15 protein-coding genes are annotated in these 15,413 nt (G+C 70.8%); 11 read left to right on the top strand and 4 right to left on the bottom strand.

Annotation, left to right across the window (positions count from 1 at the left end):
• Positions 1-58: 58 nt before the first annotated feature.
• The 8 genes from ABZ656_RS37835 (at position 59) to ABZ656_RS37870 (ending at position 8,287) form a co-directional block, all read left to right on the top strand.
• The gene (locus ABZ656_RS37835) at positions 59-301 is read left to right on the top strand and encodes a hypothetical protein (RefSeq protein ID WP_360274325.1); all 243 of its coding nucleotides are present in this window, start codon (positions 59-61) and stop codon (positions 299-301) included.
• 14 nt (positions 302-315) lie between these two features.
• Positions 316-606: a hypothetical protein gene (locus tag ABZ656_RS37840; RefSeq protein WP_360274328.1), complete on the top strand. Its 291-nt coding sequence runs from the start codon at positions 316-318 to the stop codon at positions 604-606.
• A 4-nt stretch (positions 607-610) separates the two neighbouring features.
• Positions 611-1,369 (top strand): hypothetical protein, encoded by a 759-nt coding sequence (locus tag ABZ656_RS37845; protein WP_331720753.1) that lies wholly within the window; start codon positions 611-613, stop codon positions 1,367-1,369.
• A complete protein-coding gene (locus ABZ656_RS37850; RefSeq protein ID WP_360274331.1) occupies positions 1,366-2,928 on the top strand; it encodes a hypothetical protein in 1,563 nt (520 codons plus the stop codon). The genes ABZ656_RS37845 and ABZ656_RS37850 overlap by 4 nt, the downstream gene beginning before the upstream one ends.
• Before the next feature lie 3 nt (positions 2,929-2,931).
• Positions 2,932-4,374 carry an SCO6880 family protein gene (locus ABZ656_RS37855; RefSeq protein ID WP_360274334.1) on the top strand — a complete coding sequence of 481 codons (1,443 nt, stop codon included), beginning with the start codon at positions 2,932-2,934 and terminating at the stop codon, positions 4,372-4,374.
• Positions 4,375-4,506: 132 nt separating this feature from the next.
• On the top strand, positions 4,507-5,922 hold the full coding sequence (locus tag ABZ656_RS37860) for an ATP-binding protein (RefSeq protein ID WP_360274337.1): 1,416 nt from the start codon (positions 4,507-4,509) through the stop codon (positions 5,920-5,922).
• Complete coding sequence (locus ABZ656_RS37865) at positions 5,919-7,685, top strand: TraM recognition domain-containing protein (RefSeq protein ID WP_360274340.1); 1,767 nt, start codon at positions 5,919-5,921, stop codon at positions 7,683-7,685. Before ABZ656_RS37860 ends, ABZ656_RS37865 begins: the two co-directional genes overlap by 4 nt.
• Positions 7,682-8,287, top strand: coding sequence for a DUF4913 domain-containing protein (locus ABZ656_RS37870; protein WP_331720798.1), 606 nt, complete (start codon positions 7,682-7,684; stop codon positions 8,285-8,287). Before ABZ656_RS37865 ends, ABZ656_RS37870 begins: the two co-directional genes overlap by 4 nt.
• Positions 8,288-8,352: 65 nt before the next feature.
• Here ABZ656_RS37870 and ABZ656_RS37875 read toward each other — a convergent pair whose 3' ends face one another.
• From ABZ656_RS37875 to mobC, 4 genes are all read right to left on the bottom strand, one after another.
• Positions 8,353-8,814 carry a hypothetical protein gene (locus tag ABZ656_RS37875; protein WP_360274343.1) on the bottom strand — a complete coding sequence of 154 codons (462 nt, stop codon included), beginning with the start codon at positions 8,812-8,814 and terminating at the stop codon, positions 8,353-8,355.
• A gap of 27 nt (positions 8,815-8,841) precedes the next feature.
• Positions 8,842-9,984 (bottom strand): hypothetical protein, encoded by a 1,143-nt coding sequence (locus ABZ656_RS37880; RefSeq protein WP_360274346.1) that lies wholly within the window; start codon positions 9,982-9,984, stop codon positions 8,842-8,844.
• A gap of 128 nt (positions 9,985-10,112) precedes the next feature.
• Complete coding sequence (locus tag ABZ656_RS37885) at positions 10,113-12,338, bottom strand: mobilization protein (protein WP_360274349.1); 2,226 nt, start codon at positions 12,336-12,338, stop codon at positions 10,113-10,115.
• Positions 12,335-12,673 (bottom strand): plasmid mobilization relaxosome protein MobC, encoded by a 339-nt coding sequence (mobC, locus tag ABZ656_RS37890; protein WP_360274352.1) that lies wholly within the window; start codon positions 12,671-12,673, stop codon positions 12,335-12,337. The genes ABZ656_RS37885 and mobC overlap by 4 nt, the downstream gene beginning before the upstream one ends.
• A 365-nt stretch (positions 12,674-13,038) precedes the next feature.
• Here mobC and ABZ656_RS37895 point away from each other — a divergent pair, with 365 nt between their 5' ends.
• The 3 genes from ABZ656_RS37895 (at position 13,039) to ABZ656_RS37905 (ending at position 15,308) form a co-directional block, all read left to right on the top strand.
• Positions 13,039-13,377, top strand: a complete 339-nt coding sequence (locus tag ABZ656_RS37895) for a hypothetical protein (protein ID WP_360274355.1) — start codon at positions 13,039-13,041, stop codon at positions 13,375-13,377.
• Positions 13,378-13,454: 77 nt separating this feature from the next.
• Positions 13,455-14,033, top strand: a complete 579-nt coding sequence (locus ABZ656_RS37900; protein WP_360274358.1) for a hypothetical protein — start codon at positions 13,455-13,457, stop codon at positions 14,031-14,033.
• 168 nt (positions 14,034-14,201) lie between these two features.
• The gene (locus tag ABZ656_RS37905) at positions 14,202-15,308 is read left to right on the top strand and encodes a 3'-5' exonuclease (RefSeq protein WP_360274361.1); all 1,107 of its coding nucleotides are present in this window, start codon (positions 14,202-14,204) and stop codon (positions 15,306-15,308) included.
• Positions 15,309-15,413 lie beyond the last annotated feature (105 nt).

A 15,413-nucleotide genomic window follows, 5' to 3' on the forward strand; every position in this document is an offset into this window, starting at 1 on the left:
CATCCCAGTTGTGGTGACACGCTCAACCGCTTATGGGTTGCACAGGACTCAAGACCTCTTGAACCGCTGGCACCCGAGCATCCCGAGGCCGTGGCTGGTGGTCATCCGTGACGCCCCGCTGCGGCCTCCGCTGCCTGTCCGCTACCGGCTGCGGACCGTGGCCCCGCGCACGTTGGGCATCGCCCACGTGCCGTACCTCTACCGGCTTCGGCTGGTCGATGACCCAGCCGAGGCCCTGACGGACACTCCGGTGTCCAAGGCCGGCCGAGAGTTGCGGGCCTCCCTCGGCTTCTCCGACTGATGAAGGGAAACCTCGTGTTCGATCCGCACCACCTGACGGTCCTGGCGGACAGCCTCCCCAACCCGGGCCCCCAGGCTCCCCCCGGGATGGGTAAGACCTTCTCCGACTGGATCTCGTGGGGGAAGTACATCGGCATGTTCGCTGGCGTGATGGGTTTCATCGCCTGCGGAATCATGATGATGGTCGGCCGCCGCAACCGCTCCCACCTCTCGGCCGAGGGCGCTGGCGGCCTGGTCTGGGTCATTGCGGGCGGCTCGGTGGTGACGCTCTCGGTGAGCATCGTCACCGCGCTGATGGGCGGCTGATCCGATGACCCTCGACCTGCAACGCGCGGCGACCCGGCGTATGCGCCGGCTGCTGTTCGCCGCCGGCGGCGTGATCGTGGTCCTGGCGGCCGTGGTGGTCGTCCTGGTGGCCAACAGCGGCGGTTCCCCGTCCGCTGCCCCGGGCCCGTCCTCGTCGGCGGTGCCCTCGTCCTCGGCCTCGCCGCTGCCCACCGCTTCCTCGGACGGCGGATACGTCGCGCCTGAGAAGTGGGTGGTCCTGCCCTCCGGCAAGGGCAAGAAGGACGGGTTGCCCGTCCAGTTCGGGCACACCCCCGAGGGTGCGGCCGCTGCGGCCGTGGCCAGTGTCCGCTACGGCTGGAGCTGGGACCCGGACGCCGCTGCGACGGCCGCCGGCGTGTACACCGTGCCCTCCGAGGCAGCCACGGTAAAGGAAGAGGCGCGGAAGTCCACCACCAACTCGCGGCTGAGCGCGGGCGCTCCCGGAACCGGCGCCCTCCCCTCGGGTGCCCACATGAACGTGTTCGTCATCGGGGTGCAGTTCACGGCGGCCACCGCCGACGAGGTGAAGGTGTCCGTCCTCGCCCGGGTCGTCTACACCCCCGGCAGCGGCACGGCGGAAACAACGCAGCTCATCGCCACCACGAACACCTACGTATGGACCGCGAACGACTGGCACTCGAAGACGGGCGCCCCGCAGACCAGTCCCGACGCGTCCGACCTCGGCACTGCCGGTTTCAACACCGCTGGCTGGTCCGCGATTCAGGAAGGCGACACCCGATGAAAGCCTTGCGCGGCCTGTTCGTCGCCGTGGTCCTGGCGCTGCTGCTGCCTGCGGCTACCCCGGCCATGGCGGCACCTCCCGCCACCGTGGCGGCCGCCGTGCCGGCGTCCGCTCCCGAACGGCTACCCTCCGGCGGCATCAGTTGGTGGAACACGGCCTGCAACATCGTTCTGACTCCGGTTCTCGGCTCTGCCGGAGGCGCCGCCTGCGTCGCCGGAAAGATCGTCGCGCCGGCGGCCAAGAAGGCAGTGTCAGATGCCTTGTCAAACACCATCGTCAAACCCATGGCTGACGGCATGGGCGAATTCGTAGCCCAGATGCTCAAAACCGGGCTTACCTGGTGGCTGACGACTCCGAGCATCCAGGTAAAGGACTCCGGGGTCACGGATTCCCAAACGGGCAAGCTACCTGACGGCTCAACAGTCACATTCTCCCTGCAAGCCCTGATGCTGGGCGTCGGCGAAATGATCGCCATCCTTCTGGTGATGATGCAAGGCATCCGGGCCATGATCCAGCGCAAGGGAAAGCCACTGGCTGACGCGCTACAGGGCCTGGTCATCAATGTTCTGGTGTGCGTGCTGGGCGTCACCGTCATTGACTCTCTGCTCGTCGCCTCGGATCAGCTCACGCAGGCAATCATCAATGTGGCGTTCCACGGGGATGCCAAGCTGACCGGGCGCGTGGTGGCCATGCTCCTGCCGCAGGCCTTCAATCCCATGGGCCTTCTGGTCATGGCGTGCATTGTCTTCCTGATCGGCGGCGTTCAATTCCTTTTGAACTTCCTCCGGCAGGCGGCAATCCCGATTCAGGCCCTGATGCTGCCGATCGCGGGCGCGGGACAGATCGGCGGAGAGAAGACAAAGCAATGGCTCCCGAGGATCTACACGAGTATCGGCGTCGTGATCGTCTACAAGCCGGCGGCCGCGCTGATCATCTCGGCCGGGTTCGTTGAGCTCGCCAACGGCAACGACTTCGTGGACTGGTTCCGGGGCGTCGTGACCCTGGTCCTGTCCGTCTTCGCGCTGAAGCACCTGATGGCGCTGTTCGCGCCGCTGGGCGCGGCAGTGGCCGGGGCTACGAGCGGCGGTTTCTCCGGCGCTCTGGCGGGGGCCGGCGGCCTGATGGGGCTGATGAGCGGGGGCGGGAAGGGCGACGGCGGGGGCTCCTCGACGTCCGCTGTCCAGCACGCACAGGCCATGGCCAAGGCCGGAGCCGCTGGCGGCGCTGCCGGTGGGGCTGCTGCCGGAGCCCACCCCGCCATGGCGGCCGCACAGGCGGCCAAGGCGGGCGTGGATGGGGCTGGCCGCACCATGGGCGGCCAGGACGGCGGCATTCCGCAGCAACAGGGCGGCCCCGGCAAGCAATCCGGGGGCGGCCGCGACGGCCAGGGCCAGGGCCAGGACGGCGGCCCGTCTGCCGGTGCCGGCGCGAGTGGGGGCGGCTCGTCTGCCGGTGCCGCGAACAACTCGGCCGGTGGCGGCAACGTGACGATCGCCGTCCGCGCGGCCGAGGCCGGGAACAACGGGCCCGGTCCGGGCCAGAACAACGGAGGGCAGTAAGCCATGTCAACCACGGAACAGTCTGCCCGCCTGTACGGCGGGTGGCGCCGGTCCCGCTCCCTCGGGATCGGCCTGCTCAACGGCAAACAGACGCTGGTCGTCGTCGTGAGCATCCTCGTGCCCATCTTCTTCGCCAACGTCGCGGGACTGCGCACCCTCCTGGGGTCGGTGCCGCTCGCCCTGGTGGTCATCGTGCTGGCCTGCTGGCAGCGGCACGGGATGCCGCTGCTGGACCTGGCTGTGGGCCGGGCGCGCTGGCAGTGGGCGGCCTGGCGGGGAGAGACCAGCTACCGGGGTCTGTACCTGCCCCACCCCAAGGCCCTCGACCTGCCCGGCGTGCTGGCACCGACCAAGCTCCTGCGGGTGGAGGACTCCAGCGCGGGGCGGGCCGGGCTGGTGTGGAATCAGGCAACCGGGCAGATGGCGTCAACGCTGCTGCTGTCGCCGGGCGGTGCGCTGCTGGCCAACCGTCAGCAGGTGAACGCCAACGTGGCGAGCTGGGGGGACACGCTGGCCTCGCTCGCCAATGAGGACAGCGTGGACGCGGCCACGGTCACACTTCAGATCACCCCGGCGTCCGGTGCGGCCCTGGGCGATCACGTGCGGGGGCGGGTCGACGACAGGGCGCCGGACCTGGCCAAGGCGACGGTGAACGAGCTCGTCAAGACCTCCCCGCGTGCCAGTGCTTCGCTCATGGCCTGGCTCACCCTCGTGACCTCGCCGGGCCGGGCGGTCGACCGCCCCGACTCCCCGGAAGAGGCGGCGGCCGAGGCACTGCGGCGCCTCGATGGCGTTGACCTGACCGGAGTTGGGGCGGACGTGCTCCGGCGGGCCACGGACACGGACATCATCCGCCTCGTCCGGGGCGCCTTCAGTCCCGAGGACGCGGACGCCTCCGAAAAGGACTGGGACGCGCTGACCTGGGATGAGGCGGGGCCGGCGGCCGCCGAGGAAGGATGGACCGACTACCGCCACGACGGTGCCATGTCCGTCTCGTGGGTGCTGCGGGAGGCTCCGCGCAAGCCGGTGACGTACGACGTGCTGTTGCCGCTGATGGCGCCGGGGCGCTTCGTGCGGCGGATCACCATCGGGTACCGCGTCCTGCCGACCGAGGAAGCGGCCGCCGTGGTGGAACGCGAGCTGAACGCCTCCGACGCGCGTGAGGAGTGGCGCCGTCGCTCACAGCGCACCACCACCCGCCGCGAGCGGGCCGACGCGGCGGCCGCCGACCGTACCGCGGAACAAGAAGCGTACGGCGCCGGCCTCGCACAGTGGACGATCTACATCACCACGACCGTGACGAATCCGGCAGACCTCACCGCCGCTACGCGGGAAGTTGAGCAGATCGCGAAGCGGGCCGGTGGCCTGCGGTTCCGGTACGCCTACGGCGGCCAGTCCGCCGCGTTCGTGGCGGGCCTGCCGGTCGGCGTGCACCCGCTCGCCTGACCTGACCCCAGAAAGGAACTGATGAGAAGGCGAAAGAACCGTCCGGCGCAGGACGCACAGCGGTCCCGGCTTTATGAGGAAGCCGGGACCGCCGGGGCGGAGCCTACCGCTTGGCGGCTGAACGGGAAGGTGGTGGCTCCGCGCCGAGGCTGGCGCGGGGCCGGGTCCGGGCGGAGCCCTCACGTCGACCGTGGCGCGGTCTACCTCGGCAGCACAACCGAGGTCGGCGGCCTGTTCCCCTTCGTCCTGGGGGCTCCGCTGCCTCCCGAGGGCGTGCCGGTCGGCGTCGACCTCCTCACCCGCGAAATGGTGTGCTTCGACCCGCAAGGCTGGGTGGGGCGCCTCGTCCAGAACCCCGGCGTGTGGATCATGGCTCAGCCTGGCGCCGGAAAGTCCGCGATCACCAAGCGGATTTCGCTGGTGTACTCCTCGTACGGCTCCATGATCGTGGTCCCGGGCGACGTCAAGGGCGAGTACGCGCCCCTGGTGCGGGGGCTCGGCGGCCAGGTCGTCCGCATCGGCCGGGGCCTCGACCGCCTCAACCCGCTGGACTCCGGGCCCCTGCGGCGCCGGCTGCACACGATGCCCGAAGATCGGCAAAGGGTCCTGCTGGCGGAGATCAACGGACGGCGCTCGGACCTGCTCCACGCGCTCCTCGCCACCCCGCACGGCCTCGGCCGGCGGGCCACGGCCCCCGAGGCCAACGTGGTGGCCGCTGCGGTGGAACGGGTCAGTGAGGCCCTGGCCGATGATCCGGTGATCCCGGACGTGGTGCGGGTCTTGCGGGAGGGCCCCAAAGAGCTGTGGAACAAGCTCCTCGTGGACAACGTGGACGACTACCGGACGTTGGTCCGAGAGGTCACGTTGGCGCTGGAGAACCTGTGCCAGGGCCCTTTGGCTGGCCTCTTCGACGGCCCGACCACACAGCCGCTCGACCTGGACGCCCCGGCCCTGAGCGTGGACCTGTCCGCGCTCCTGACGGCCGGTGATCAGGTGGTGGCCTCCGGCCTGCTGGCCACCTGGTCCTACGCGTATGGCTCCATCGACTCGGCCAGGGCGCTGGGCATGATGGACCGCCCGTTGGTGCTGCCCCTCGATGAGATGTGGCGGGCCCTGCGGGCCGGGCCGGGGATGGTGGAGGCCATGGACGGCATGACCCGCCTCAACCGGTCCAAGGGTGAGGTGACGATCTTCGTCACGCACTCGCTCCGCGACCCTGAGTCGCTGCCCTCGCCGGAGGATCGGGCCAAGGCGCTGGGCCTGATGGACCGTTGCGACTCGCTCATCCTGGGCGCGCTGTCGGCGGGCGAGCTGGAGCGCGTCAACGCCCAACGGCCGCTCACCTCCGAGGAACAGAGCCTCGTGGCCTCCTGGTCCGCGCCGAGCATCACGGGCGTGGACGGCACGAATCAGCGCCACCCGGGGCGCGGCAAGTACCTGATCAAGATCGGTACCCGGGCCGGTGCCCCGGCCCGCCTCGACCTGACCGAGGCGGAAACCAAGCTCTACGACACGGATGCGGCGATGCGGCGGAAGGTGAGCGAGTGAACGACAACGGCACGGGGTCCGGGGGCGGCATTGCCGCCCCTGCGGCCATTGTGGGCGTGATCTTCGGCGGGGGAGCGCTGTACCTGGCCGGAAGCCTGGGCGGAACCCTCGGCGTCCTCGTCGTCGGCGGCGGCTGGGCCTGGCCGGACACGTCGGTGAAGTCGGTGTTCCGTCTCCTGGGCCACGGCCCGGGTGCCCTGTGGCCGGGGCACGCGACGGCCGCCGCGGTCGGCCTGGTCGTGCTCCTGGTCCTGGTGCTCGCGCTCCTCGGCGCGGGCGGCTTCTACGTCTGGCGTCGGTGGTTCTCCCACCGCCCCGGCCTGGCCGGCCTGCGGGAGATGGCGCCGCTGTCGCCCAAGGCGATGACGGCGCGAGCCCGCGAACTGCGGCCCTCGCTGGACAAGCTGGAGGCGCCGGCACTGCCGGACGACACGGGGGTGTTGCTGGGCAACCTCGACCAGCCGCACGGCCCCGAACTCCGGGCGTCGTGGGAAGACGTGATCTTGGCCATCATGGCGCCCCGCTCGGGCAAGTCCACCGCGCTGGCGATCCCGGCCGTCCAACGGGCCCCGGGCGCGGTCCTGTTCACGTCGAACAAGATCGGTGAGCGGGAGGTCTACAACGTCACCAAGGCCGAGCGGGAGAAGGTGGGGACGGTCTGGACGATCGACCCGCAGGGCATCACGCACGCCGAGCGGTCGCTGTGGTGGAACATGCTGGCGGGCGCCCGCACCATCGAGGGTGCCGGCCGTCTCGCCTCGCACTTCATCGCGGCGACCACGGATGAGAAGAGCCGCGGTGACTTCTGGATGGGCGCCGCAAAGAACCTGCTGACGGCGCTGTTCCACGCGGCCGCCGTCTCGGACGGCTCGGTGGCGGACGTGCTGGCCTGGCTGTCCACGCCCTCGGACCGAGGGCCGGTGAACGCCCTCAAGGCGGCCCGCAAAGAGGCGCTGGCCCAACAGCTCGCCAGCACCGTGGCGGGCGCGGCGGACACCCGGGACGGCATCTATGAGACGGCCCGTCAGTGCGTCGCCTGCCTCCTCGACCCCGAGACCCTGGCGTGGGTCACCCCCGACCCCCGGGCGAAAGAGTTCCGGCCGGCGGACTTCGTACGCACCCGGGACACCCTCTATCTGCTGTCCAAGGACGGCGGCGGGTCGGCGGCCGGCGTCATCGCGGCGGCCGCTGATGCCGTGCTCCGGGCCGCGATGGCGGCCGCCGAGCGGGCCGGGGGCCGGCTCGACGCCCCGTTGGTCGCGGTCCTCGATGAGGCCGCGAACGTGTGCCGGATCGAAGATCTGCCCGACCTGTACTCGCACCTCGGCTCCCGTGGCGTCGTCCCCATGACCATCCTCCAGAGCTACCGCCAGGGTGTCCGGGTGTGGGGGGAGGCGGGCATGGATGCGCTGTGGTCGGCCGCCACGGTCAAGGCCCTGGGCTCCGGCCTCGATGACGCGGACTTCGCCGAGGACGTGAGCCGGCTCGTGGGTGAGCACAAGGTCCACGAATCCTCGGTGAGCCACGGCTCAACGGGCCGCAGCGTCAGCACCTCGCGCCGCCGCGAGCGGGTCATGGAAGCTGCCGAGATCCGGGCCTTGCCCAAGGGCCGGGCCCTGCTGCTGGCCACGGGCGTACGGGTCGGCATGATCCGGCTGCGGCCCTGGTACCTGGAGCCGGGCGCGGCCGAGCGGACGGCGGCCGCCAAGCAAGAAACCCGGCGGATCGCCGAGCGGGCCTCTCGGAAGGTGATCGAAGCATGAGTGAGGACACTCCGACCCTCGACGGCATCGCCGAGGACGTGGAAGACCTGCGGGCCATCGTCAACGGCTTCGCCTCTCAGCTGGAGCACAACACCAACGCGGTGAACCAACTCGCCTCCGCCGGCAAGGGGGAGGGGGAGGGCGGCGGCCAGGACGACGGCAAAGAGAAGAAGGAGAAGCCCAAGACTCCGCCGTTCATCCTGCGGCTGTCGGGTGAGGAGTACGCCACCGAGTTGGCCGCCCTCGCGGAGTGGGTGGCCAACCTCCTGGTGCCCACATACCTCAGTGAGGTGTCCTCGTCGGCGACGTGGTGCGCGAGCTGGTGGGCGCACCCGGCGGCGGTCGCCCGGCTTCACGCCGCGTGGCTGGCCTGGCAGGAACTCACCGATCCGGAGACGTGCGGCCGTACCGGTCCGTCCGTATGGCACCGTGACCACCTGGACCCGATGGTGGCCCACCTCCGGGACGCGTCCGGGCCGTTCGGGGGCTGCATGACCAACCCGGACCGCTCGCAGCACACCGACCTGCCGTCGCCTCCCGTGCTCCCGCTGCCAGGTGCCAGGACGGCCGCTGAGGCAGTGCCGGAACCGGTAACCACCTAGAATTAGCGTGTACACGCCAAAGGGCCGGAGGGGATTCCCCTCCGGCCCTTTGGCGTGCGCGGGTTCTACTGGATGCGGCGCGGCGGTGAAGCGGCAGCCTGCGGCGTCTGACCTCGGCCCTGTCCGCTGGACGCGGGCCCGGACTGTCGTCCTCCCCGGGCGGCCGGCTGCACGGTGGTGGACGTCGCCGTGGCCGCTGCGGCGCGGGCCTCGATATCGGCCGTGGTGGCCTCGTGGGCGGCCATTCCGTCCAGCCCTGCCGCGTCGCTCCACTCGGCGCCGGCGGTGCCGAGATCGCCCCGGGCGTCGGCCTCGCCCGCACGTCCCCGGGCGGCGTCCGCTTCGCCGAGAGCGCCGTCCGCACGGGCCGAGTGGTCGGCGCTGCTGCGGCCGAGCGCGGCCGCCAGGCGCAGAGCCTCCGGGTCGCCCATGCCACTGTCTCCGCCCGGACCGGTGGGACGGTGCGGGGGCTTGCGGGCGGGCTCCGGGTCGCCGGCGGGCTGGGGGGTGCGTGAGTGCTGATCCATCGTTGTTTCTCCTCCTCGGACTGAGTGCTAGCGCGTGTGTCCCCGGGCCTGCGTGGGGGCCGGGGTCGGGGTCGTCGTGGACGCCTGCGGGCCGGGGGCCGGGCTGGCTCCGGGGGTCGCCGTGGTGGACTGGGCGTTGGCCGCTGCGGCGCGGGGTGGAGCTGCTGCCGGGGTCGCGCTCGTGGTGGCACTCGGCGCCGTGGCCGGGGTCGCCTGGGGGGCGGCCGAGGCGCTGTTGGCGGGTGCCGGCGCCGTGGTGGCGCGGGCCGGAACGGGCGTCTTGGCCTGCTCGTTGAGCAATCCGCGGGCGGCCTCGGCCGGGCTGAGGCTGATACCGGCGTCGGCGGCCTGCTTCATCCGCAGGGGCACCCCCGCCAGGGCCTCGCGCGGATCGTGTCCGGCTTCCTGGAGCGTCTTCATCTGCGCGGCGATGCCCGGCCACTCGCGGGAGGTGACCAGCTGGCCCAACACGTGCTCGTCGGCCATGGCCTCGCGCGCCATGACCACGGCCCGCGTGTTTTCCTGCGGGCTGACCCCGTGCTTGGCGAGATCCTTTTCCCGGCCGTCAAGGCTGGAGTCCTCGCCTCGGCCGGTGACCTTCTTGAACCACTCCTTGACGGCCTCGACAACCTTCTTCACCCACTCCACGAACTGCTTGACCATGCCAGGGCCCTCGCGCTCGGCGCTGGTGTCCTCGGCCGGGGCGGCGAACGGATTGCGGGGCGTGGTGGCCGTGGCCGAGGCGGTGACGCCCGGCGTCGGCGAGCCGGCGCGCATGTCGGCGTCAATGCGTGCGATCACGGGCGTGGCGTCGGCAAGGAACTGGCCCACGTTCACCCCGGCGTTCTCCAGCCGCCGGAGTTCGTCCGCAACCTGGGGCCACTGCGGCGCGGTCACCATGGCCTCGGCCACGGCGGGCGGCTCCACGGTGTCCCGGACCATCTGGGCGTACCGGTCCCGGTCCGGATCGCGGGCGGGCTCCTGGGCGGGTTCGGATGCGCCGGAGGTGTCGGGCTCGGCGGCGGGGGCCGGGGCGGCGGCCGCGCGGGCCACCTCGCGCTCCTGGTGCTCGCGGAGTGCCTGGGCCGCCATGACGAGTACCTGGAGGGCGATGACGGCCGTCTGCCCGGTGTGGCTGGCGGCTCGCTCCATCGCCATGCTGTCGCTCATCGGATTCCCTCGTTATGCGTCGTCATGATGTCCTCGTTTCGCGTCGCTGTCGTACCTATGAAGCTAGCTTCCGGTCCCCCACGGCACGCGGCCTTTTCCGCTGCTGGGACTGCCTGCGGTCTCGCGCTTTACCTCCCTCTGCCGCGCTGCTGGTTGCGGCGCTGTGCCGCCTCCTGGGCGGCCCGATCGGCCGCTGTGCGCTCGCCTGGTGTGGCCGGTGTCGTCGGCGTGGGGGCCGTCCTCGTTCCGGCGGAGCGGGCGAGTGCGGTGGGCTGTTCGGCACGGCGCAACCGGCCTTGCACCCGCCAGGTGAGTACCTGCGCCACGTTGTCGGCGTCGGCCAGGTCGCGGGCTCCGGCCACTTCGGCCAGTAGCTCCGCCGGCTGGTGCCCCTCTGCGGTCGCCTTCACGAGATAGGCGGCCAGGGTTGCCGAGGCGGGGTCGGCGAGCACTGCCGACGCGTACGCGGGGACGGCCTGGCGCACTGCTTCGCCGAGGGTCGGTGCGTCGGGGCCGCCGAGGGGAGTGGATTCGGCTGCTGGCCCTCGACCGACAACGGGAGGCGGTGCGGTCGGTGTGGTGGGGGTTTCGTCGCCGTCCTCGTCGTCCGACTTCTTCGACGGTGGGGGCGTGAGGGCCTCCCCGGTGGCGCCGGTCGTGTCGGTGGGTGCGGCCGCCGCCCGGGAGGTGGGTTCCTGGGTCTGGGTGGAGTTGCTGCGGGTGTCGCTGTCCATCCGTCGTTGCAGTCGCCATACCAGCACTTCGGCCGCGCTCTCGGCGTCGCCGAATCCGCGGAGTGACGTCACCTCGGCGAGCACGCGGGCTGAGCTGTATCCCGCGTTTTCCGCCTGGCGGAGTGTTGCGGCCAGGGCTGGCCATGCGGCCTCGCCGAGGACGGTTTCCGCCAGGTGCGGGATCGCCTCACGTACGACGGGCGCGTACGCCTCGACAAGGGCGGGGCCGCCGGGCTGCATGGTCGTGCGCTGCCAAGTGGCCCGGCGTCCTCGTCCGGCGTGGGTGCCGGCGCTCGCGCCGTGGGCCACTTCGGTGGCGGCCCGCAAGTGGGTGCCGGCCTGGGCGGCCGCGCGCTCCTGTGCCGCGTGCTGGGCGGCCTGGTGCCACTTCATCGCGGCGGCGACGACCAGGGCGGCGGCGACCAGAACCGCGATGGCGGCGGCGGCCTCGCCTCCGTCTGCGAAGACGGCGGCCCCCATGACGAGTAGCTGTGTGGCAGCTCGTAGATGGGCGCTCGCCTGGCTGTCCATGCGGCGGCTGGTCGGGGCACGTCCGGCCCGCTCGAACGCGCGGGCCGCGTCCCGTAGCTCGTCCCGGACCGCGGCGGGGGCCTGGGCGGCGTAGGTCGTCAGGAAGTCGGCCAGGGCGACCATTTCCCCGGCGCCGGCCTCGTTGCCGGCCTGGCCGAGGACGGCGGCGGCCTGGTGCACGTGCTCGGCGGCGAGCTGCCATGCGGCGGCCCGGCTATTGACCTGCCCGGCGGCGGCGACCATGACCGAGGTCGGCGCCCCGCTCCAACGCTCTCGGACGCGCGGAAGCGACAGATCGGGGGCGAGCCGGCTGCCGGAAAACCACACGGCACGGCCCCCGGCGGTGCGGTCACCCGGCAGCGCAACCGAGTAGCCGGTGACGTTCCCGTCCGGCGCGGTGCGGGTCTTGAGCCGGAGCCCCGCGCCCTCGACGGCCGCGAAGAATTCAGCGTCGGATCGGGCGCCGGCTGCGGCTGCACGTACCTTCTCTTGCAGTGTCACCCTGGGCGGCTCCTCGCGGCCCTTGCGCTTGCCCTTCTCCAGTTCGGCGGTCGTCGGCCACTGCTTCGCGGTCTTGTCTCCGCTCGTCAGTCGCCGGAGTCCGTAACGGATCTCCAGCTCACGCGCGCGCTGTTGCATCTTCACCATGTCCCGTCGCACGTCGGGTGGCCGCCCGTCCTGCCGCGCGAGCGTCGCCACGATGTGAATATGGTCGTCGGCGTGCCGCACGGCCACCCATCGGGCGCCCATCGGATCGCCCTTCCTGGCGACTCCCGAGGCGTCCATAATCTCGCGCGCAACGTCCCCCCACTCCTCATCCGTCAACATTCGGTCACCCGGGTCGAGCCGCACCGGGACGTGATACACGTGCTGATCTGGCGCCTTGCCTTCGAGTCCGAAAACCGGGGCGTCCAGCAACATGGCCAGACTCGGGATCGTCGCTCCGGAACTCCGCGCCGGGTCCAACACTCCGCCACCCCATGCGGCGACCATGTGGGGGTCGGTGTGCTCGTTCGCTCGGCCCGGCCCGTACAGGTAATACAGCAAGCCGGCGGTGCGGGCGCCGGCCTTCGCCTTCTTCGGGATCACGCCCGACCTTCCATCACGGCAATGGTGGCCTCGTCCAGCGTCCGAACGGCCCGCTCCACCCGTTCCAGGACGGCGTCAAACCGTTCCGGGGTCTCCACACCTTCGGAGTTGAGAACGCGCGCAATCTGGTTCAGGTTGGTGCCGATCCGGTCCACGGCCACCCGGGCATCCCCCAGCATCCGCAACCGCTCCTTCTCGTCCACGGGCGCCGGGGAAACCTCCTCCTTGGCGACAGCGAGCGCGGCCCGCGCGGCGTACGCGGCAGGCTTGAGGCCGGCCAGGGCCGCGGCCGTGTGAATGATCGCCAACTCGGTGTCGTTGTAGGCCAGGTTCACGCGGTACGAGCGTGGGTTGTCGGACCGTCGTTCACGGCGGCGGGCGCGTGGTGCGTCGCTGGTCATTTCCCCTGTTCCCGTTCGAGGGACAGCCCCAACCATCGGTCCGTGCCCGGACCGAAAAGGCAGCCCCGATGCGCCGAGCATAGCGAGGCAGGGGCCGCCACGCTGGTTATTGGAACAATAACCACTAACTTGCTCCGACGTAGGAGGCCGCTGGGGGTCGGGTGCCGGGGTAGGGCGGCACTGCGCCGCAGGTGCAGTAAGGGGGTTCGGGGGATGTGCCCCCGAGAGGACGGCCGCAAGTCACCTGACGGCGAAAGATCCCGTGTGCGTCGGCGGTGGCCGGCGCTACCATGGCGGGCATGACCACACCTTCCGACGACACGTCGTCGCCTATGCTGGCCACTGCGGAAAACATGCTCGCCTCGCGACTGGAGGTGATCAAACCTCTCGCCGGGGCAATCGCCGAGCGCAAGCGGCTGCAAGCCCTCCTCGATGACGCCGACAAGACGTACGGCGCCGCGTACGCGGCCGCGTCGGCTGCGGGCTGGAGCACGGATGAACTCCGCAAGATGGGGGCCGAAGAACCAACCCGCCGACCTCAAGGCCGGCCCAAGGGCTCCCGCACTCGTCGCACCCGATCCGGCTCCGAGGTCGGCACCGAAACCACATCGCCGTCCTCGCCTCCCAACGCGTCCTGACTCCCATCACTCGCAGCCCCTCCGGCCCGTTTCGCGGCGGTGCCGGAGGGGGCGTCGTCAAACTAGGTAGTTACAACATGAATGCTGTTGCCAAGGTCAACACACTCGTGTGGCTCCAGCCCTCACATGCCGAGGGGCTGGCTCGTCTGGCCGGGGAAAATGACCGCGCTGAGTGGGAATGGCTTGCCGAGGAAAGGCAGCGTCTTGGCCTGCGGAGAGGTGAGCCGACTCCCGAAGAGATTCGGGTGTCCATGCTCATGCGGCGGCCGGACTGGTGGCCACGGATGGGACAGCTCACAGAGGCGGCGATGCGGGCCCGGCTCGCGCTGCCGGACCTGGCCGGCCCGTGGCGTCCGTTCACCGCCGAGGAAGCGCAGGCACAGCGGCTTTCGGGTCGTAGGCCGGGCAGTCCAAACGAACGCTACGGCGCAAAGCTGATGTTGGATATCGCGGCCGATGTGGTCGACGCTGCGCGACTCGCGGCCTGTCGGGTGAGCGAGCCGGCGGTGATGGCTCTCCAGCGAGAGAACCTCATCGGGCTACGGCCCTCGCGGTCCAAGCGAGCGCGCGCACGCAAGCTCGAACTACAGGGGCAGATCTACACCGTGGGCCGCATCGCACGCGAGTCCATCGCCACACTTCTGAGTGATGGATAAAACCGGGAAGCACGTGGATAAATGGTAGTGCCTTTAAACAAGGTAGTTAGACTGCATTTCGGCGCGGAAAGCCAAACTTTCTCGGCTTGGGTCGATTCTCTGTGCTCGTTTATGGCACGTGGATACTGTGTAATACTCCCCGCAAAGGCAATCGGAAAGGGGTTCTTAATGCCTGCAAAAGCGGCCGGTGGGCACAGGGTTTACGGGGCGTATCGCGGTCTGACGGTGTACCGGTTCTGGGACCTTCCCCCGGGGCTGCTCACGCCTCGACAACTCAAGCGGGAGGGCCTGGCGGTCGCGCCTCGGCAACGGCCGAGGGCGTACGCGTACTGGCGGTACTACGGGCAGACGGGGTACGCGCCCCTGTACCGCAAGCGGGGCGCCCGGCCCAAGCGGGTGGCGAGTGCCGCACAGCTCGCGGCGCTCGCGCGGGCCCGGTTCGTTCTGCACGCGTGGCGGTGCTTCGACTGCGGCGAGCTGGTGAACGACGGCGACGGTCGGCCGGACGACGGGGAGACCGGAACGTGTGCCCGGTGTCGCCAGTTCCGGGCCGAGGCGCGGGCCGCCGTGGATCTGCCGGCGCTCGCTCCGGTACTGCGGGAAACCCTGCCCGGAGTGCTGCCGACAACGCCTCTCGGGCCGCAGGAATGGGCGGCGGCCCTGCTCGACTCCGGGCCCGTCGTCGTGCTCGACACGGAGTCGACCGACCTTCATCGCTGGGTCCTGGAACTGGGCGTGTGCGACAGTGCCGGCGCCCCGGTGTTCTCGTCTCTGGTCGATCCGCGGGCGCCCCTCGCGGCCGGTGCGGTCAAGGTGCACGGCATCACGACGGACACCCTGGCCGAGGCCGAGGCGCCGGTTTTCTCGGACGTGATGGACACCTTGGGGCGAGCGATCCAGGGACGCACGGTCGCGGTTTACAACCTCGGGTACGACCTGCACAGCATCGCCCGGGAAGTGCATCGGCACGCGCGCACGGTCGTCGGCCTGGTCGGGGCCGAGGCGGTGGAGTACACGCGGACGTGGCTCGGGCGGGCCCGCTGGGTGGATCTCATGCACCCGTACGCCGAGTGGTACGGGCAGTGGCATCCGTACTGGCAGAACTACACGTGGCAGACACTCCCGTACGGGGACCATCGGGCACCCTCGGACGCGGCCGGCGCGGCTCGGCTGCTGCGTGAGTTGGCGGACGGCACGGCGCCTCGGCTGTCCGAGGCGGAGCGCGGTCCCTGGTCGTACGACGACGATGACGACCGGTACGAATACGGGTACTGACCGGTCCTTCCATGCCTTCCTCGGGGCGGGGGCTGGCACCGGACTTTTCCGTGCGGGTGTGTGGGTGGTGATGTGGGGGCTCTGCCCCCACGCCCCCGGCCACCT

Source organism: Streptomyces sp. NPDC007095 (assembly GCF_040634475.1).
Classification (GTDB): Bacteria; Actinomycetota; Actinomycetes; order Streptomycetales; family Streptomycetaceae; genus Streptomyces.

Excerpts from the sequence above, each read along its gene's own strand:
- ABZ656_RS37845 (WP_331720753.1), top strand. The coding sequence starts at position 611 with ATGACCCTCGACCTGCAACGCGCGGCGACCCGGCGTATGCGCCGGCTG.
- ABZ656_RS37850 (WP_360274331.1), top strand. The coding sequence starts at position 1,366 with ATGAAAGCCTTGCGCGGCCTGTTCGTCGCCGTGGTCCTGGCGCTGCTG.
- ABZ656_RS37855 (WP_360274334.1), top strand. The coding sequence starts at position 2,932 with ATGTCAACCACGGAACAGTCTGCCCGCCTGTACGGCGGGTGGCGCCGG.
- ABZ656_RS37870 (WP_331720798.1), top strand. The coding sequence starts at position 7,682 with ATGAGTGAGGACACTCCGACCCTCGACGGCATCGCCGAGGACGTGGAA.
- ABZ656_RS37875 (WP_360274343.1), bottom strand. The coding sequence starts at position 8,814 with ATGGATCAGCACTCACGCACCCCCCAGCCCGCCGGCGACCCGGAGCCC.
- ABZ656_RS37880 (WP_360274346.1), bottom strand. The coding sequence starts at position 9,984 with ATGAGCGACAGCATGGCGATGGAGCGAGCCGCCAGCCACACCGGGCAG.
- ABZ656_RS37895 (WP_360274355.1), top strand. The coding sequence starts at position 13,039 with ATGACCACACCTTCCGACGACACGTCGTCGCCTATGCTGGCCACTGCG.
- ABZ656_RS37900 (WP_360274358.1), top strand. The coding sequence starts at position 13,455 with ATGAATGCTGTTGCCAAGGTCAACACACTCGTGTGGCTCCAGCCCTCA.
- ABZ656_RS37905 (WP_360274361.1), top strand. The coding sequence starts at position 14,202 with ATGCCTGCAAAAGCGGCCGGTGGGCACAGGGTTTACGGGGCGTATCGC.